The 17,289-nt window shown below is 72.2% G+C and carries 14 protein-coding genes; 5 read left to right on the top strand and 9 right to left on the bottom strand.

The window, feature by feature from the left end; translation table 11 throughout:
- Window positions 1-3: 3 nt before the first annotated feature.
- The 4 genes from cydD to hisC form a co-directional block, all read right to left on the bottom strand.
- Entirely contained in the window at window positions 4-3,576 is a 3,573-nt protein-coding gene (gene cydD, locus JW592_RS17800) for a thiol reductant ABC exporter subunit CydD (protein WP_209266112.1), read from the bottom strand.
- Between the two features lie 15 nt (window positions 3,577-3,591).
- Window positions 3,592-4,599: a cytochrome d ubiquinol oxidase subunit II gene (cydB, locus tag JW592_RS17795; protein WP_209266111.1), complete on the bottom strand. Its 1,008-nt coding sequence runs from the start codon at window positions 4,597-4,599 to the stop codon at window positions 3,592-3,594.
- 63 nt (window positions 4,600-4,662) lie between these two features.
- Window positions 4,663-6,201, bottom strand: a complete 1,539-nt coding sequence (locus JW592_RS17790) for a cytochrome ubiquinol oxidase subunit I (RefSeq protein ID WP_209266110.1) — start codon at window positions 6,199-6,201, stop codon at window positions 4,663-4,665.
- A 163-nt stretch (window positions 6,202-6,364) separates the two neighbouring features.
- Window positions 6,365-7,471, bottom strand: a complete 1,107-nt coding sequence (hisC, locus tag JW592_RS17785; RefSeq protein ID WP_209266109.1) for a histidinol-phosphate transaminase — start codon at window positions 7,469-7,471, stop codon at window positions 6,365-6,367.
- Window positions 7,472-7,905: 434 nt separating this feature from the next.
- Between hisC and JW592_RS17780 the strand changes: the two genes are divergently transcribed.
- From JW592_RS17780 to JW592_RS17770, 3 genes are all read left to right on the top strand, one after another.
- Window positions 7,906-9,081: a LacI family DNA-binding transcriptional regulator gene (locus JW592_RS17780; RefSeq protein ID WP_209266108.1), complete on the top strand. Its 1,176-nt coding sequence runs from the start codon at window positions 7,906-7,908 to the stop codon at window positions 9,079-9,081.
- Between the two features lie 280 nt (window positions 9,082-9,361).
- Window positions 9,362-10,618 carry a metallophosphoesterase family protein gene (locus tag JW592_RS17775; protein WP_209266149.1) on the top strand — a complete coding sequence of 419 codons (1,257 nt, stop codon included), beginning with the start codon at window positions 9,362-9,364 and terminating at the stop codon, window positions 10,616-10,618.
- 259 nt (window positions 10,619-10,877) lie between these two features.
- Window positions 10,878-11,831: a hypothetical protein gene (locus JW592_RS17770; protein WP_209266107.1), complete on the top strand. Its 954-nt coding sequence runs from the start codon at window positions 10,878-10,880 to the stop codon at window positions 11,829-11,831.
- 21 nt (window positions 11,832-11,852) lie between these two features.
- Here the strand turns inward: JW592_RS17770 and JW592_RS17765 are convergent, their stop codons facing one another.
- The 4 genes from JW592_RS17765 to JW592_RS17750 all read right to left on the bottom strand — a co-directional run bounded on the left by JW592_RS17765 (window position 11,853) and on the right by JW592_RS17750 (window position 14,912).
- The gene (locus tag JW592_RS17765; RefSeq protein WP_209266106.1) at window positions 11,853-13,034 is read right to left on the bottom strand and encodes a cystathionine gamma-lyase; all 1,182 of its coding nucleotides are present in this window, start codon (window positions 13,032-13,034) and stop codon (window positions 11,853-11,855) included.
- Between the two features lie 80 nt (window positions 13,035-13,114).
- Complete coding sequence (locus JW592_RS17760; RefSeq protein WP_209266105.1) at window positions 13,115-14,035, bottom strand: fructosamine kinase family protein; 921 nt, start codon at window positions 14,033-14,035, stop codon at window positions 13,115-13,117.
- Window positions 14,035-14,529 (bottom strand): low molecular weight protein-tyrosine-phosphatase, encoded by a 495-nt coding sequence (locus JW592_RS17755; RefSeq protein ID WP_209266104.1) that lies wholly within the window; start codon window positions 14,527-14,529, stop codon window positions 14,035-14,037. The genes JW592_RS17760 and JW592_RS17755 overlap by 1 nt, the downstream gene beginning before the upstream one ends.
- A gap of 5 nt (window positions 14,530-14,534) precedes the next feature.
- Window positions 14,535-14,912 (bottom strand): phage holin family protein, encoded by a 378-nt coding sequence (locus JW592_RS17750; protein ID WP_209266103.1) that lies wholly within the window; start codon window positions 14,910-14,912, stop codon window positions 14,535-14,537.
- A gap of 48 nt (window positions 14,913-14,960) precedes the next feature.
- Here JW592_RS17750 and JW592_RS17745 point away from each other — a divergent pair, with 48 nt between their 5' ends.
- Window positions 14,961-15,278 (top strand): cupin domain-containing protein, encoded by a 318-nt coding sequence (locus tag JW592_RS17745; RefSeq protein WP_209266102.1) that lies wholly within the window; start codon window positions 14,961-14,963, stop codon window positions 15,276-15,278.
- Window positions 15,279-15,466: 188 nt separating this feature from the next.
- Window positions 15,467-15,685 carry a DUF5326 family protein gene (locus JW592_RS17740; protein WP_209266101.1) on the top strand — a complete coding sequence of 73 codons (219 nt, stop codon included), beginning with the start codon at window positions 15,467-15,469 and terminating at the stop codon, window positions 15,683-15,685.
- Between the two features lie 5 nt (window positions 15,686-15,690).
- Here JW592_RS17740 and JW592_RS17735 read toward each other — a convergent pair whose 3' ends face one another.
- Window positions 15,691-17,166: a YibE/F family protein gene (locus JW592_RS17735; RefSeq protein ID WP_209266100.1), complete on the bottom strand. Its 1,476-nt coding sequence runs from the start codon at window positions 17,164-17,166 to the stop codon at window positions 15,691-15,693.
- Window positions 17,167-17,289: the final 123 nt, after the last annotated feature.

Genomic DNA, 17,289 nt, shown 5'->3' with positions numbered 1-17,289 from the left:
GCCTCAGCCGACAGCCAGCGGCGCGGCCCCCGCTGCACCCACGGCACCTACCGCCCCCGCGGCACCCGCCGCCTCGCGTTCGCGGGCGAGCATGGCGGCGAAGGGGCCGTCGGCATGGGCAAGTTGGGCGTAGGTGCCGCGTTCGACCGGACGGCCGGCGTCCAGGACGACGATGTCGTCCACGGCTTCGAGGCCCTGGAGGCGGTGGGTGATCAGTACCGTCGTACGGCCCTCGGTGGCGGTCAGCAGGTCGGCGGTCAGCGCGTCCGCCGTTGGCAGGTCCAGGTGTTCGGCGGGCTCGTCCAGGACGAGGACGGGAAAGTCCGCGAGGAGGGCGCGGGCCAGCGCGAGGCGTTGCCGCTGGCCGCCGGAGAGCTGGGCGCCGTGCTCGCCGACCATGGTGTCCAGGCCGTCCGGGAGCGTGGCCACCCAGTCGTCCAGGCGGGCGGCGGCGAGCGCCGTGCGCAGTTGGGGCCCGGTCGCGGACGGCCTGGCCAGCCGCAGGTTCTCCCGCAGCGAGCTGTCGAACAGGTGGGCGTCCTGGGCGCAGAGGCCGACCTGCCGCCGGACGGTGTCGGTCGCCGCGTCGAACGCGGAGACGGCGGGGGCCGCGCCGAAGGTGTAGGTGCCCGCCACCGGGTCCACGAAGCGGAGCAGCGCGCCCGCGAGGGTCGTCTTGCCGGAGCCCGAGGCGCCCACGACGGCGACTCGGCGGCCCGGCGTCAGGTCCAGGTCGAAGCCGGCGAGAGCAGGGGGCGCCGCGGCCGGGGCGTCCGGATAGCGGACGGTCAGCTCGCGGACGCGGAGGGGGAACGGGTCGGCGGGGAGTGGATCGGGGTGCTCCGGTTCCTCGACCGGCGCGGGCGCGTCCAGCACCTCGTACACCCGCTCGGCCGAGCGCCGCACCCGCTGCCGGAACTGCACGGCCTGCGGAAGCGGCGTCACCACCTCGAATGCGGCCAGTGGGGTGAGGACGACCGTGGCCAGCAGGAGACCGTCGAGGGCGCCGTCCGTGGTGGCGCGCGCGCCCGCCCACGCCGCTGCCGTCACCGTCAGACCGGCCGCCAGGGTGCTCAGCCCGGACGCCAGCGCCGTGCGGGAAGCCGAGCGCGCCGCGATCCTGGTCAGCTCCGTGTCCGCCGCCGTCGCCTCTGCGCGGCGGGCCGCGAGCGCGCCGGTGACCGGGAGCTCCCCGGAGGCGGTGCCGGTGAGCAGGTCCACCGTACGGACCGCCAGCCGGGCCCGCGCGGGGGCCAGCCGGCGCTCCGTACGGCGGGAGAGCGCCGCCGTGAGCACGGGCACCGCGATGCCCGCAACCGCCAGGCCGACCGCGAGGGCGGCACCGGCGGCGGGCAGCAGCCATGCGGTGAAGGCGACCGCAGCCACGCCGACCGTTCCGGCAACGGTCGCCGGGAGCAGCCAGCGCAGGAAGTAGTCCTGGAGCGCGTCCACATCGGCGACCAGGCGGGTGAGCAGATCGCCGCGGGCCTTGTCCTTCAGACCCGCAGGAGCCAGGCGCTCCAGGCGCCGGTAGACGGTGACGCGGAGTTCCGCGAGGACACGGAGGGCCGCGTCGTGCGAGACGAGGCGCTCCGCGTAGCGGAAGACGGCGCGTCCGATACCGAACGCGCGGGTCGCGGTGACCGCGACCATGAGGTAGAGGATCGGGGGCTGCTGGGCGGCGCGCGATATCAGCCAGCCGGAGGTTGCCATCAGGCCCACCGCACTGGCCAGCGCGAGGGCGCCCAGGGCGAGGGCGAGCGCGAATTTGCGGCGCGAGCTGTGGGCGGTGTCCCGTACGCGGGTGAGGGGGCTCCGTGCGGGGGCGGCGTCCACGGTGAGTGAGGACTGAGCGTCGGTTGGCGTCCGCGGGCCGCCTCGGCCCTCCCCCGGCCTCCGGCCGGAGGGACCTCCACTGCCGCCCCTCGCGGCAGACTGCCCCAAGGCTGCTGAGACAGCCGGCCCCGGTACATGGGTCAGCTCCCTCACCCGGTCCGCCGCTGCCAGCAGTGCGGGCCTGTGGGTCACCACAATGACCGTCTTGCCCCTGGTCAAGCGGCGGACGGCGGCCAGCACGGTGGCCTCGGTCGCCCCGTCCAGCGCGGCCGTCGGCTCGTCCAGCAGCACCAGGGGGCGGTCGGCGAGGAAGGCGCGGGCCAGAGCGACGCGGCGGCGCTGTCCCGCGGAGAGACCAGCGCCCGACTCCCCCAGTTCCTGCGCCGGGTCGAGATCCGGCGCCCCGGCGTCGGCGAGCGCCCGCGCGACGGCTGCCTCATCGGCGTCGGCCCGTGCCAGCCGGACGTTCTCCGCGATCGTCCCCGCGAAGAGGTACGGGTGCTGGGGCACCCAGGCGATCTGCCGGTGCCAGGCGGCGAGGTCCAGCTCGTCGAGCGGGACCCCTCCCACCAGCACCCGCCCCTCCGTCACCGGGGTGAAGCCCAGCAGGACGGACAGCAGCGTGGACTTGCCGCCGCCGGAGGGTCCGGTGAGGGCGACCGTCTCACCGGGGCGCAGGGTCAGATCCGTCGGCGGCAGGGAGTAGCCGGACCGTCCCGGGTGCCGAACGGCCACGCCCTTGAGCGTCACGGTGGCGTTCCGTGCGTCCACCCGGGCCGAGCCGTGCGCCGGCAGGGGCCGCTCCAGCACGTCGAAGACCGACTCGGCAGCGGCCAGCCCTTCGGCGGCGGCGTGGTAGTGGGTGCCCACCTGCCGCAGCGGCAGATACGCCTCGGGAGCGAGGATCAGCACCATCAGCCCGGTGTGCAGGTCCAGCTCTCCGTGCACCAGGCGGGTTCCGATGCTGACCGCGACGATGGCCACGGAGATGGTGGCCAGCAGCTCCAGCGCGAACGACGAGAGGAAGGCCAGCCGCAGGGTGCGCAGGGTGGCGCGGCGGTAGTCGGCCGTGATGGCGCGGATGTTGTCGGCCTGGGCCTTGGCGCGGCCGAAGACCTTGAGCGTCGGCAGTCCGGCGACGACGTCGAGGAAGTGGCCGGACAGCCGGGCCAGCAGCTTCCACTGCCGGTCCATCCGGGACTGGGTCGCCCAGCCGATGAGCGCCATGAACACCGGGATCAGCGGCAGGGTGACGACGATGATGGCTGCCGATACCCAGTCGGCGGTGACGATACGGGCCAGCACGGCGACGGGCACCACGACGGCGAGGCCGAGCTGGGGCAGATAGCGGGCGAAGTAGTCGTCGAGCGCGTCGACGCCCCGGGTGGCGAGGGTGGTCAGCTCGCCGGTGCGCTGGGTGGTGAGGAAGCCGGGGCCCAGCGTGGTGGCCCGCTCCAGCAGCCGCCGCCGCAGCTGGGACTTGACGGCGGCGCCCGACCGGTGTGCGGCCAGTTCGGTCAGCCAGGAGACCAGGCCCCTGGCGAGGGAGACGGCGGCGAGCAGGAGCAGCGCGCCCTGCTCGAACCGGCCGTGCCGGTAGGCGCCGACGACCACGTCCGTGAGCAGCACCGCCTGGGCGACGACGAGTCCGGCTCCGGCCAGCCCGAGGGCCACCACGGCGACGAGGAAGACGCGGGTGGCACGGGCGTGGTGCGCAAGCCGCGGGTCGACAGGTTTCATCGGACCGCCCCGGACTCAGTGCCCGCCCGAGGGGGCGAGGTGCTGGGTGCCGATGCGCTTGCGGAAGACCCAGTACGTCCAGCCCTGGTAGAGCAGGACGACGGGGGTGGCGACGGCCGCGCACCAGGTCATGATCTTCAGCGTGTAGGGGGTGGAGGCCGCGTTGGTGACGGTCAGGCTCCACTCCTCGTTCAGCGTCGAGGGCATGACGTCGGGGAAGAGGGAGAGGAAGAGCATCGCCACGGCCGCCACGATCGCCAGTCCGGAGAAGGTGAACGACCAGCCCTCGCGGCCCGCGAGGTTGGTGCCGAGCGCTGCGGCGAGTGCCACGGCGGCCACCACGACCGCCACCAGCGAGGCGCCGTCGCCCCGGTCGGCCTGTGTCCACAGCAGGAAGCCCAGCGCGAGCACGGCCGCGCCCGCACCGGTCCTCGTCGCCAGCCGCCGCGCCCGGGTGCGGATGTCGCCGACGGTCTTGAGCGCGGTGAAGACGGCCCCGTGGAAGGTGAACAGACCCAGCGTGACCAGCCCGCCCAGCAGCGCGTAGGGGTTGAGCAGATCGGTCAGGTTGCCGACGTACTCCATGTCCGCGTCGATCCGCACGCCGCGCACGATGTTGGCGAAGGCCACACCCCACAGGAACGCGGTGAGCAGCGACGTGAAGAAGATCGCGTGCTCCCAGTTGCGCTGCCAGTGCTCCTCCTGGCGCTTGGCGCGGTACTCGAAGGCGACGCCGCGCACGATCAGGCACAGGAGGATGACCAGCAGCGGCAGGTAGAACCCGGAGAAGAGGGTGGCGTACCACTCGGGGAACGCGGCGAAGGTGGCGCCGCCCGCGCTGAGCAGCCACACCTCGTTGCCGTCCCAGACTGGCCCGATGGTGTTGATCAGCACCCGCCGCTCGGCCCGGTCGCGGGCGAGCAGCTTGGTGAGGATGCCGACGCCGAAGTCGAAGCCCTCGAGGAAGAAGTAGCCGATCCACAGGACGGCGATGACGACGAACCAGACGTCATGAAGTTGCATTGCTCAGCGCCCCTGTCTGTCAGTACGGGTCAGCTCGGGTCGGCACGGGTCGGTACGGGTCAGTCAGTACGAGAAGGCCATCGGCCGGTCTTCGGCGTCGGCGTCGGTGCCCGTGGGGTCGCCGCCGATCCGGGTGGGCGGGTTGAGATCGGCCTCGGTCAGCTCGGGCGGGCCGGCCTTGACGTACTTGACCAGGAGCTTCACCTCGATCACCGCGAGCAGCGCGTAGAGCGAGGTGAAGGCGATCAGCGAGGTGAGGACCTCGCCCTGGGAGACGCTGGGCGAGACGGCGGCCGAGGTGGGCAGCACGCCGTAGACGACCCAGGGCTGACGGCCGGTCTCGGTGAAGATCCAGCCCCAGGCGTTGGCTATCAGCGGGAAGCCGAGGGTGAGCACGGACAGCCGCCAGTACCAGGTGCCCAGCCGGGGGTTCAGCTCGCGGTTCCTGGTGAGGGCCAGCCGGGGCACCTCGTCCTCGCCGGTGCGCAGCCGTTCGGCCAGCCAGAACCTGCGCCGGGTGAGGTAGAGGCCGACGGCGCCGAGCGTGAGCGAGGCCATCCCGAAGCCGATCATCCAGCGGAAGGACCAGTAGGCGACGGGGATGTTGGGCCGGTAGTCGTCCAGGCCCGTGCTGTCCTTGAACTTCTCCTTCAGGTGCGCGTTGGTGTCGTTGATGCCGGGGACGGCCTCGTGGAAGTTGTCGTGTGCGAGGAAGGAGAGCAGGCCGGGGATCTCGATGGCGACCTTGTTGTGGCCCTTCTCGACGTCGCCGTAGGCGAATACGGAGAAGGGGGCGGGTGCCTGGGTGTCCCACAGCGCCTCGGCCGAGGCCATCTTCATCGGCTGCTGCTCGTACATGATCTTGCCGAGCCGGTCGCCGCTGACGGCGGTGAGCAGTCCGGCGGCCACCAGGGTGACCAGCCCGAGCCGCAGCGAGCTGCGCATCACGGCGATGTGCTTCTTGCGCAGCAGGTGGTAGGCGGAGATGCCGACCATGAACGCGGCGCCGGTGAGGAAGGCGGCGGTCATGGTGTGGAAGAACTGCGCCAGCGCGGTGTTCTGGAACAGGATGCCGAAGAAATCGGTCATCTCCGCGCGGCCCGTCTCCTCGTTGAGGCGGTAGCCGACCGGGTGCTGCATCCAGGAGTTCGCGGCCAGGATGAAGTACGCGGAGGCGATGGTGCCGAGGGCGACCAGCCAGATCGTCGCCAGGTGCAGCTTCTTCGGCAGCTTGTCGCGGCCGAAGATCCACAACCCGATGAACGTCGACTCCATGAAGAAGGCGATCAGCGCCTCGAAGGCGAGCGGTGCGCCGAATATGTCGCCGACGAAGCGGGAGTAGGCCGACCAGTTCATCCCGAACTGGAACTCCTGCACGATGCCGGTGACCACGCCCATGGCGATGTTGATCAGGAAGAGCTTGCCCCAGAAGCGGGTCGCCTTGAGGTACTTCTCCTTGCCGGTGCGCACCCACGCCGTCTGGAGCACGGCGGTCAGGGTGGCCAGCGAGATCGTGAGGGGGACGAAGAGGAAGTGGTAGACGGTCGTGATGCCGAACTGCCAGCGCGCCAGTGTCTCCGGCGCCAACGCAAGATCCGTCACGTCGCTTACTCCTTCACACACCAGCGCGAGACTTCGTGAATGCGTTCACATTCACAAGACCTAGCGTACGACGCCGCCATTTCGGACATGCGAGCGGGGGTCCCTTCAAGCCGAGGGCGGGCGCCCACACGGTCCGGCACGCCCGCCCTCGGCTCCCACCTGCCTACAGCTCTTTTCTGAAGGCGGCCGCCACCTGCAGAAAGATGTCGTTGGCTGCGGTCTCCCCCACGGTGACCCGCACCCCCTCGCCCGGGAACGGGCGGACCGTCACCCCGGCGGCCTCGGCCTGCTCCGCGAACGCGGCCGTACGCTCCCCCAGCCGCAGCCAGACGAAGTTGGCCTGCGACTCCGGCACGGTCCAGCCCTGTCCGCGCAGCTCCGCGAGGGTGCGTGTGCGCTCTTTCACAAGCGCCTCCACCCGCTCCAGCAGCGCATCCTCGCTGCGCAGCGAGGCGATGGCGGCCTCCTGTGCGAGTTGGCTCACACCGAAGGGCACCGCCGTCTTCCGGAGCGCGGCGGCCACCGGCTCATGGGCAACGGCAAAACCCACCCGCAGCCCGGCCAGGCCGTACGCCTTGGAGAAGGTCCGCAGCACACATACGTTCGGCCGGTCCCGGTAGAGCTCGAGACCGTCGACCACCCGCTCGTCCCGGACGAACTCGCGGTACGCCTCGTCCAGCACCACCAGCACCTCACGGGGCACCCGGTCCAGGAACCGCTCCAGCTCGGCGCCGGGGATGGCGGCGCCCGTCGGATTGTTGGGGTTGCAGACGAAGATGAGGCGGGTGCGCTCGGTGATCGCGTCCGCCATCGCGTCCAGATCGTGCGCTTCGTACTCCGCACCCCCGGCCAGCGGGACCCGCACCGAGGCGGCACCGGAGATCTGGGTGATGATCGGGTATGCCTCGAAGGAGCGCCAGGCGTAGATCACCTCGTCGCCGGGGCCCGCCGTCGCCTGGAGGAGCTGCTGGGCCACGCCGACCGAACCGGTGCCGGTCGCCAGATGCGGGACAGGCACCCCGAACCGCTCGGCCAGCTCCGCGTACAGCCCCGTGCAGGCCATGTCGGGGTAGCGGTTGAAGGACTCCGCCGCCGACGTCACCGACTCCAGCACTCCGGGCAGCGGAGGGTAGGGGTTCTCGTTCGAGGACAGCTTGTAGGAGACGGGGCCCGAGGCGGCTGCCGGACGCCCCGGCTTGTAGCTGGGAATGCCCTCCAGCGCCTCCCGCAGCCGGGGCCCGTCCGCCCGCCGCTCGCTCGTGTCACTCACCGCTGCTCCTCCTCCGTCGTCGCCTCGGGACCGCGCACCGGTCTCACACTGGCTCCTGCGCGCCAATGCTCTTCACCTTATGAGGATTCACCCGTGCGGCGTAGCTCCCGCGCCACCCTGACAGTCCGGAGCTCCCTCCGTGCGCGCCCCCTGGCGCGCTCCCGTGCGCGCGCCTGCGTGCGCCGTTCCGCTCCGCGCGCTGGTGGCGGGCGCTGTGGCGCGCATCGCTCGTGAAGGTGAGTTGCGCCCTGTCCGACACCTCGCCCGGGCACTGCCGCAGACCGCAGCCGCGACCGGGGACGCGCCAGGCAGACCCGCTCCGAGCTGGGGTTTCCATGGTCGTCGGCGCAAGCGGTTCGTGCAGAACCGTGCCTGCACACAGCGCTCGAACAGCCCCCTCGCTCGTCATGCTCCGGGCCTACGATCGGCTCGCCATGACAGCAGCAGAGAAGCATCAGGCGGCTCGGACATCTACTTCCGTCCCCCCGCCCGTGGCCGGAAGGTGCCCCCCGCCCCGCGGTGGAGCCCGGCTGAACGGGCGGGCGGGCATCAGAGATGTCGCCGCCGCAGCCGGTGTCTCCATCACGACTGTCTCCGACGCCCTCAACGGAAAGGGCCGTCTCCCGGACGCGACGCGCAGCCACGTCCGGGAGGTCGCCGAGCGGCTGGGCTACCGCCCCTCGGCCGCAGCCCGGACGCTGCGCACGGGAAAATCGGGGCTGATCGGCCTCACAGTGACGACGTACGGCGAAGAACCGTTCACCTTCACGGAGTTCGCCTACTTCGCCGAGATGGCCGCGGCCGCCACCTCGGCCGCGCTGGCCCGCGGCTATGCGCTGGTCATCCTCCCTGCGCCGGCCCGGAGCGGGCCCGCGGGCGGCGGTGGCCCCGACGTGTGGTCCAATGTGGCGCTCGACGGCACCGTCGTCGTCGACCCCTCGGCGCAGGACCCGATCGTCAGCGAACTCCTCCGCTCCGGACTGCCCGTCGTCTCCGACGGCCGCCCCAGCGACTCGCTGCCGGTGGCCGCCTGGGTGGACAACGACCACGAAGCGGCCGTCCGCGGCATCCTCGACCACCTCGCCGAGTCCGGTGCCCGCCGTATCGGGCTGCTGACCGGCACCAGCACCGACACCTACACCCGACTGTCGACCACCGCGTACCTGGACTGGTGCGAACGCGTGGGCCAGGAGCCGGTCTACGAGCGCTACCCGGCGCACGATCCGTGCGCGGGCGCCGTCGCCGCAGACCGGCTGCTGGCCAGACCCGACCGCCCGGACGCGGTGTACGGGCTCTTCGACCCCAACGGCACCGACCTGCTGGCCGCCGCACGCCGGTACGGGCTGCGGGTGCCGGAGGATCTGCTGCTGGTGTGCTGCAGCGAGTCCCCCGCCTACGCCACGACCGCTCCCCCCATCACGACGCTCTCGCTGAAACCCGGACGGATCGGCAACGCCGTCACCCAGTTGCTGATCGACGCCATCGAAGGGCTCGCCCCGGCCCGCCCGGTCCAGCGGGTGATGCCGACCGAGCTGATCGTGCGCACCTCGTCCCGGCGCGGCAGCGCGCGGACGACGGTGAGCGCTCCCCGCGCCCCCGCAAGCGAGTGAGTGGCGTGGCCCGCACGCCCCCGAGCACGGATTCCGTAGGGTACGACAGCGGAGAATTCAGGAGGAATTCCCTCCGGCTCGTGGCACCTCGTCAAATGCGCGACCCCAGGTGCGTCACAAGCCGCGACCTGCGTTCCTATGATTGGGGGCACTCCCGGCCGAAGGCCGGGTGAGGACGACACCGGGACCGGCTCCCGACCTGGGGCGGCACCCCGGCCGAAAGACCAGCGACTGGGGCCCCATGGAAGGGGGAGGTCCTGCGGTGCACGGCGGCGGCGCGATGGTGGAGGGGTCGATGACTCAGGGGGCCGGTCAGGGACCCGACGTATGGCACGGCGGGACGACGACGCACGGCGCGGGAACCGCCCCGGCGTTGTCAGCGGCGGCACAGGACGCCGCGACGGCGGCCGGGCCGCGCGCGGTGGCCGGGCCCTCCGACCCGCGCGCGGTCGCAGCGGCGGTGGCACCGGGGGGACCTGGCCCCGTCCGGGCCGATCCGCGCACCCCGCTCGGCGCACCCGTACGGGAAGCACACGCCCCGCAGGCGTCCGTACGGAACGAATCCGTGCCGAACGAGCCCGCGCCCGCCGGGCCGGCCGAGGATTACACGCCCACAGCGCGGGACCTGCCCGTGGTCGGGGCCATGGCCGCCGCCAAGAGCGACGGGCCCGAGCCGACGATGGTGGACGTGCCGGTGCCCGCGGGGACGGCCAACGAGGGTGAGGGGCCGCTCTACGTCGTCGGGGACGTGCACGGCTACCTCGACGAACTGCGCACCGCGCTGCGCCAGTTCGGGATCATCGACGCGGAAGGCCACTGGATCGCGGGCAACGCGCGGCTGTGGTTCCTGGGCGACTTCACCGACCGGGGGCCCGACGGCATCGGCGTCATCGAGCTGGTCATGCAGCTCTCCGCCGAGGCCGCGGCCGCGGGCGGCTACTGCAAGGCACTGATGGGCAACCACGAACTGCTGCTGCTGGGCGCCAAGCGGTTCGGGGACACACCGGTCAACTCCGGTGCGGGCACGGCCTCGTTCCAGGCGGCCTGGCTGCTCAACGGCGGCCAGCGCACGGACATGGAACGGCTGGCCGACCACCATGTGCAGTGGATGTCCCGGCTGGACGCCATCGCGCTGGCCGACAACCATCTGCTGGTGCACTCGGACGCCACCTGCTACCTGGACTACGGCGACACGATCGAGGACGTCAACGACGCGATCACCGAAGCCCTCCAGCGCAACGACGCCGAGGAGACCTGGGACCTGTTCCGCAAGTTCACCAAGCGCTTCGCCTTCCGTGAGGAGACCGCAGGGCCCGCCGCCGTCCGCGAGCTGCTGGACGCCTTCGGCGGCAAGCGGATCGTGCACGGGCACAGCCCGATCCCGTATCTGCTCGGCGAAGTCGACAGCGAGGACGGCGAGAGCGCGCCCGAGGTCACCGGTCCGCACGTGTACGCGGACGGGCTGGCCGTCGCCATGGACGGCGGCGTCACCATGGCCGGAAAGCTCCTCATCGCGCGGCTCCCGCTGGTGCAGTGACCCCGCGCCGGGGGGCGTGGGGTCCCCAAGGGCGGGCGCGCGGCGTGCGGTTCCACACCGCTTCTGATTCGCGCGCGGATAACAGGGCAGGTGTTCTTCCAGAGGTGATCGGCTGGGGGGCATCGCTGTAGCGGGTCAATTCTGGAAACTCTCTGTCACGCGGCGCCGGAACAGCTCTACCATCGGCTTGCCGAAACGAGTTGTCCGCTGACCTGCCCCGCCCTCGACCGGCCGCCTGGGCCCTACGGAGCATCGGGGGATGCACATGAACAGCGCTCCGCACCTGCTGCGCGAAGACCGGCCCGAGTTCGAGCGGGTCCTCGACGAGGCACTGCGAACCGCCCACCGCCGCCCCGGCCTGGCGGCGGTCGGGCAACGGCTGAACGCCGAGCAGTTGCGCACGATGGCGCTCAGCGCCGCGACCGCGATAGCCGCCTGCGCCGAGGCCGAGTACCAGCAGTTCGTACGGCTGCGGGAAGAGCTGCGCCGCCCGGAGAACGCGCCTTCCGTCTCCGGCTCCCCGGGCCGGGGCGGCTCCGCGCACGAGAACGGCGCCGCCGAGGTGCGCGGCCCCGGCCAGGGCGGCGGCAGCAGCGTGAGCGAAAAGCTGGTCGGCGCGATGGGCGGCGAGTCCCTCGCGGAGGCGTCCGGCGCCGGGCTGGCGGCGATGGTCTCGGTGCTGGCCCCCTTGCTGGCCGCCACGGCCGCCGTCATCTTCCTGCTGCTGGGGTACGCGCTGCGGCTGCTCTCCCCCGAGCCCGCCGTCGCGGGGCCGATCCGCAGCGCCGGCTGGGTGTTCGCGGCGTTCGCGGCGGCCGGAATCCTGGTGGCCATGGCGGGGCTGCTGCTGATGGCGCTGCGCAACGGCGCCAGTTCGATCCGAGATCCCGGCGGGGAGCGGCAGGGCGCCGATCCGGGCGGCAGCAGCCTCGCCGAGGAGGTGGCGCTGGCCCGCGCCGCCTGGCGCGAGGCGCTGCTGGAGCGGGGGGTGGTGCCGTTCCTGCGGGAGGCGCTGGCTGATCCGAACGGCCCTGAGCAGGCCCCGACGGCATACGTACCGCAGTCGCCCGGCAGTCGGCTGGGCTACTCGCACCCGGGGTTCTCCAGCCGCCCCTCGTCCGAGACGGCGGAGGAGACGCCCTCCCGCCCCCGGTTCTCCAGCCCCGACTACTCCAGCCCGGAGTACGGCGGCCCCGAGACCCCCACGGCCTGACGCCGAAGAGGTCCTGACGCCTCAGCCCGCCGCCTCGTCCAGGGCGCGGCGGACGTCCCTCACCAGGTCCCTGCTGTCCTCCACACCCACCGACAGCCGGATGAAACCGTCCGGCACCGCGTCGCCGCCCCAGCGGCCCCGGCGTTCGGCCGTCGAGCGGACCCCGCCGAAGCTGGTCGCGTCGCTCACCAGCCTCAGCCGGGCCAGGAACCGGTTGGCGTACGCCTCGTCGGGGAGGGTGAAGGAGACGACGCAGCCGTAGCGGCTCATCTGCCGGGCCGCCAGCGGATGTGCGGGGTCGTCGGACAGCCCCGGGTGGCGCACGTCGCTCACCTCGGGGCGCGCGGTCAGCGCCTCGGCGACCGCGAGCGCGTTGCCCGCCTGGCGCTGGGTGCGCACATCCAGCGTCGCCAGCGAACGATGCGCGAGCCAAGCCTCCATGGGCCCCGGAATCGCACCGACTGTTTTGCGCCAGCCGCGTACCGCCGCCGCGACCTGTGCGTCGCGGGTGGCGACATAGCCGAGCAGCACATCGCCGTGCCCGGTCAGCGCCTTGGTGCCGCTGGCCACCGAGATGTCGGCGCCCAGCAGGAGGGGGCGCTGCCCGAGCGGGGTGGCCAGGGTGTTGTCCACCGCCACCAGCGCGCCCCGCTCGTGCGCCGCGTCGGCCAGCTTGCGGATGTCGCACACGTCCAGCCCCGGGTTGGAGGGCGTCTCCAGCCACAGCAGGCTCGCCCCGTCCAGTTCGGCGAGTTGCGCGTCCCCGCCGGTGGGGGCGGTGCGCACCTGGACACCGAAACCTTCCAGCCGTTCGTGGAGGGCGGCCAGCAGGTTGTAGCCGTCCGAGGGGAGCACCACCGTCTGCCCGGGCCTGACCTGCGAGAGCAGTACGGCGGAGATCGCCCCCATCCCGGAGGAGAAGGCGACCGCCTCGGCGTCTGGGTCGCCCGGCGCCTCCAGGTCGGCGATCGCCTGCTCCAGCCGGGTCCAGGTGGGGTTGGCGTCCCGCCCGTACGCGTACGGCGCTCCCTCCACCTCGCCGGGCAGATGGTAGTGCGCGGCGAAGACGGGGCCGGGCAGCGGCGGCTCGTACGGCTCCTCGGCAGGCAGTCCGGCTCGCACCACCCGGGTGCCGTCGGCGTCGTTGGCCGGCCCGTAGTCGAGCCGTGGCCCGGTGAGCGGCGGATCGTCCGGTGCGGTCATGCATACCTCCTTGCCGGGTCCTCAGGGAACATGCGAGCGCCGCAACCACAACGTTCGCCCTCGTGCGAGAGCGCCCCGCCTCACGCGAGAGCGCCCCGCGCGGCGGCGCCGCTCTGGGCACCGTAACCGCCGCCGAAGAGCACGGCGTGTACCAGCAGGTGCTGGAGTTGGTGCAGCGGCAGCCGCGACTGCCGCCCCGGCAGCGGCCGTACCTCTTCGTACGCGGCGAGGATGCGCGGCAGTTCGGGGCAGCCGAACAGCTGGAGCATCGCCAGATCGGTCTCGGGGTGGCCGCCTTGTGCGGCCGGGTCGATCAGCACGGCCCCGCCGTCCGCCGCCCAGTGCACATTGCCCGACCACAGGTCGCCGTGGATGACGGCGGGCGGCTGCGGGGGTCCGGCCACGGCCTGGTCGTCGAGCCGGTCGCACAGGCGCTCGACGTCCCGTGCGTCCCGCGGCCCGATATGGGCGCTGTCCACGGCGGCGCGCAGCAGCGGCAGCAGCCGGTGCTCGGCGTGGAAGCGTGGCCAGGCCCCCGGTTCGGTCACCGGTTCGGGCGGTGACGTCAGCGGCAACGGGCCCAGATAGCAGGGCTCGCCGGGGGTTCCCCAGGACGGCGCCGGGGACTCGTGGAGCGCGGCCAGCTGCCGCCCGAACCGCTCGGCCGCCGACCGGTCGGGCGCCCCCGGCTCCATCCACTCCAGCACGAGAACGTCCCGCTCGACGGCGTACACCCTGGGCACACGCACGGCGCCGGTGGCGCGCAGCCGCGCGAGCCCGGCGGCCTCGGCGGCGAAGAAGTCGGCGGGCGCGGCGTCCAGCGACTTGGCGAAGACGGTCTCGAACGGTCCTCCGTCCTGCTCGCCGCCGAGGCCGCCGGAGACCCGGTAGGCGTCACAGATCGAGCCACCACCGACCGGAGCGGCAGACGCGACGGCGTACCCCAGCAGCCGGGCGACGCGCTGTTCCAGGCTCCGGCTCCCGGGCGGCGCCGGGCCCATCAGCCCGCCTCCCGGGCCTCGAGCGCCGCGTCGACCTCCGACAGCAGCCCGGGGGCGGCGGCCTCCACCATCGCCAGGCACTCGGCGAAGCCGCGCGAGCCGCCGAAATAGGGGTCGGGCACGCTCAGCCGGTCCGGGTCGGCGTCGGGGTCGTAGGAGCGCAGCAGCCGCACCTTCGCGGCCTCGGCGGTGCTGCGCGCCATGGACCGCAGCTCGGCGGCGTGGCCCTCGTCGAGCGCGACGACGAGATCGTGCTGTTCGAACCAGTCCGGCTCGAACAGCCGCGCGGTGTGGTGGAGCGGGTAGCCGGCGGTGCCCAGTACGGCTGCCGTCCGGGGATCGGCGTCCTCGCCCAGGTGCCAGCTGCCGGTGCCCGCGCTGCTGACCTCCACCAGCCCGTCCAGGCCCGCCTCCCGCACCTGCGCCCGGAAGACGGCCTCGGCCATGGGCGAGCGGCAGATGTTGCCCGTACAGACGAAACACACCCGGTACATGGCCGTCAGTCCCGGTCCCGGTCGAGCACCAGGTGCAGGGCCCAGGCGACGATGGAGATGATCAGGCCGCCGAGGAACGCCGTACCGAACCCGTCCACGTGGAAGCTGACATCCAGTTTGTCGGCGACCCACGAGGTCAGCATCAGCATCAGGGCGTTGATGACCAGCGTGAACAGCCCGAGCGTGAGCACCAGCAGCGGCAGCGAGAGCAGCTTCACGATCGGCTTGACCACCACGTTGACGACGCCGAAGATCAGGGCGACGACAAGCAGCGTGAGCGCCTTCTCGCCCTCCGAACCACCGGTCAGCTCGATATCGCTGAGCAGCCAGGTCGCCACGGCGAGGGCTGCCGCGTTGGCCAGCGTCTTGATGAGGAAGTTCATACACCGATCGTTGCAGAACAGCAGCCGGGTCAGGGAGAGGGGACAGCGGTGAAGGCATTCCGCCTGGAGGAACTGGAGGCGGAGCGCGCTGTGAACGACGGCGCGTATCTGCGGTTCCTGCACGAGCGCAACATGTCGGCCGGCCTCTACGCGCTGGACGCGGGCGCCGTCGACCGGCAGCAGCCGCACGCCCAGGACGAGGTGTACTTCGTCGTCAGCGGACGCGGATCGATCACCGTGGGCGACGAGACGACCCATGTGGCGCGGGGCAGCGTCGTCTACGTCCCGGCCGGGGTGGCGCACAAGTTCCACCACATCTCCGAGGACCTGCGCGTCCTGGTGGTCTTCTCGCCCCCGGAGGGGTGAGGAGCGCCCCCGCCCTCGGCCCCCGACCCTCCGGCCCCCCGCGACTGCTCCTCACTTCAGGGTCCCCTCAGGGTCGGATTCAGGGGAGGGTTGGGGCTGTGACCACCCCGTCGCCTTGCGGCCCGCCCTAGCATCGAGGGCAGAGGGCACAGGGCCTTCGAGAACTCTCAGAGACGGAGCACACAGTCATGGACGCGAAAGGCACCCTCTCCGGCCTGCCGTGGTGGGTCACATGGATCGTCATACCGGTGATCGCCCTTGTGGTCTTCGGCGGCCTGATCGCCAGCGTGGTCGGCTTCCTCATCGGCCTGCTGTTCAAGGTGCTGATCTTTGTCGCCCTGGTCGGCGGAGTCGTCTACCTCGTCCGCCGCTTCAAGGCCGGCGCCGCCGGCCGCAGTGACTGGTGAGTCCCTCACTTCGGTTTGCGGCGGCGGCCGCGGCCACCGCTGACCGCGGGGCGACGAGCCGCCGCCGGGACACCCGGCGAGGGAGCCGGAATGCTCGGCCGCGCACCCGATGAGCGGCCGCCCCGGTCGGCGGAGACGACCAGCGCGGCCAGCAGGGTGGTCACCGGCACCGAGGCCACCAGGCCGATGGAGCCGACGAGCGTACGGACGATCTCCTCGGCGACCACCTCGCTCGTGGCGACCATCGTCACATCGCTGCGGGCTATGGAGAACAGCAGCAGCAGCGGCAGCGCGGCCCCCGCGTAGGCCAGCACCAGCGTGTTGACGACGGACGCGATGTGGTCGCGCCCGATCCGCATGGCGGAGCGGTAGATCCGGAGCCAGCTCGCCCCCGGATCGGCCTCCCTGAGCTCCCAGACGGCCGAGGTCTGGGTGACCGTCACATCGTCCAGCACGCCCAGCGAGCCGATCAGCACCCCGGCCAGCAGCAGCCCTCTGATCTCGATGCCGGGGTAGAGCCCGTGCACCAGGCTGGTCTGGTCGTCGGTGTTGCCCGTCAGCCGGGCCCAGCCGATGAACAGCGAGCCCAGCAGCCCGATCAGCAGCAGCGACACCAGCGTGCCCAGCACCGCGACCGAGGTCCTGGCCGACAGACCGTGGCACAGATACAGCGTGGTCAGCATGATGGCGCTGCCTCCGACCACCGCGACCACCAGCGGGTTGGAGCCCTGCAGTATGGCCGGGAGGATGAACAGCGTCAGCACGGCGAAGCTGATGACGAGGCCGGCCAGCGCCAGCACCCCGCGCAGCCGCCCGACCGCCACCACAACCAGCGCGAAGATGCCGGCGAGCAGCAGCATCGGCACATCACGGTCGGCGTCCACGACGCTGTACTGGAGATTGCGCGGCGCCTTCTCCGCGTAGCCGACGACGACGCCCTGACCGACGGAGTAGGTGCGGGTGGCATCGGGCGGCACCACCTCGGTGAAGGTGTGGCCCTTGTCCTTGCCCTCGGTGACCTCGATCTTCGCCTTGTGACACGGGCCGTGTGAGCCCCCCTGCCGGGTCCCGCCCGGGGTCTGCGCTGCGCCGCCCGAGGAGGCGGGCGGCTGCTGGACATTGACCTTGTCGCAGTCGACCTCGGCCAGCCCGACGACCTTCGCGGCGAATGTCGGCCGGTCGAAACCGACCCCCGAGTGGTCGTGCTTGTGGTCCGGCGCGCCTCCCGGCCACAGCACCACCAGGCCCGTCAGCACCGCGGCCGCGAACGGCACGAGCACGGCCGCGATGACCTTCCTCAGATGGCGGGAGACGGGCGCGGCAGGCCCGTGCGCGTGGGCGTGCGAGTGGCCGTGGGCGTGGGCGTGCGAGTGGCCTTCGGCATGCGAGTGGCCGTCGGCGTGCGGGTTTCCGCCACCGGCGGCGTGGCCGGTGGCGGGCCCGCCAGGGGGCGCGGTGTCGGCGGAGTCGGAATGGGTCACCGCCCGATCATCGCAAGAACGGCCATGCGGGGTGTTCAGTCCGGGCGGTGTGCCGTTAGCGTAGAGATGCCTTTGCACATCGCGGGAGCTCCGAGCACGGGGCTGAGAGGGCGCTGACCTCCG

The sequence above is a fragment of the Streptomyces spirodelae genome (assembly GCF_017676385.1).
GTDB classification, from domain to species: Bacteria; Actinomycetota; Actinomycetes; order Streptomycetales; family Streptomycetaceae; genus Streptomyces; species Streptomyces spirodelae.
This window is presented reverse-complemented; position numbering and strand designations above follow the sequence as displayed.

Excerpts from the sequence above, each read along its gene's own strand:
- JW592_RS17760 (WP_209266105.1), bottom strand. The coding sequence starts at position 14,035 with ATGGGCCCGGCGCCGCCCGGGAGCCGGAGCCTGGAACAGCGCGTCGCC.
- JW592_RS17740 (WP_209266101.1), top strand. The coding sequence starts at position 15,467 with ATGGACGCGAAAGGCACCCTCTCCGGCCTGCCGTGGTGGGTCACATGG.
- cydB (WP_209266111.1), bottom strand. The coding sequence starts at position 4,599 with ATGCAACTTCATGACGTCTGGTTCGTCGTCATCGCCGTCCTGTGGATC.
- JW592_RS17765 (WP_209266106.1), bottom strand. The coding sequence starts at position 13,034 with ATGACCGCACCGGACGATCCGCCGCTCACCGGGCCACGGCTCGACTAC.
- JW592_RS17780 (WP_209266108.1), top strand. The coding sequence starts at position 7,906 with ATGACAGCAGCAGAGAAGCATCAGGCGGCTCGGACATCTACTTCCGTC.
- JW592_RS17750 (WP_209266103.1), bottom strand. The coding sequence starts at position 14,912 with ATGAACTTCCTCATCAAGACGCTGGCCAACGCGGCAGCCCTCGCCGTG.
- cydD (WP_209266112.1), bottom strand. The coding sequence starts at position 3,576 with ATGAAACCTGTCGACCCGCGGCTTGCGCACCACGCCCGTGCCACCCGC.
- JW592_RS17770 (WP_209266107.1), top strand. The coding sequence starts at position 10,878 with ATGCACATGAACAGCGCTCCGCACCTGCTGCGCGAAGACCGGCCCGAG.
- JW592_RS17755 (WP_209266104.1), bottom strand. The coding sequence starts at position 14,529 with ATGTACCGGGTGTGTTTCGTCTGTACGGGCAACATCTGCCGCTCGCCC.
- JW592_RS17775 (WP_209266149.1), top strand. The coding sequence starts at position 9,362 with ATGGTGGAGGGGTCGATGACTCAGGGGGCCGGTCAGGGACCCGACGTA.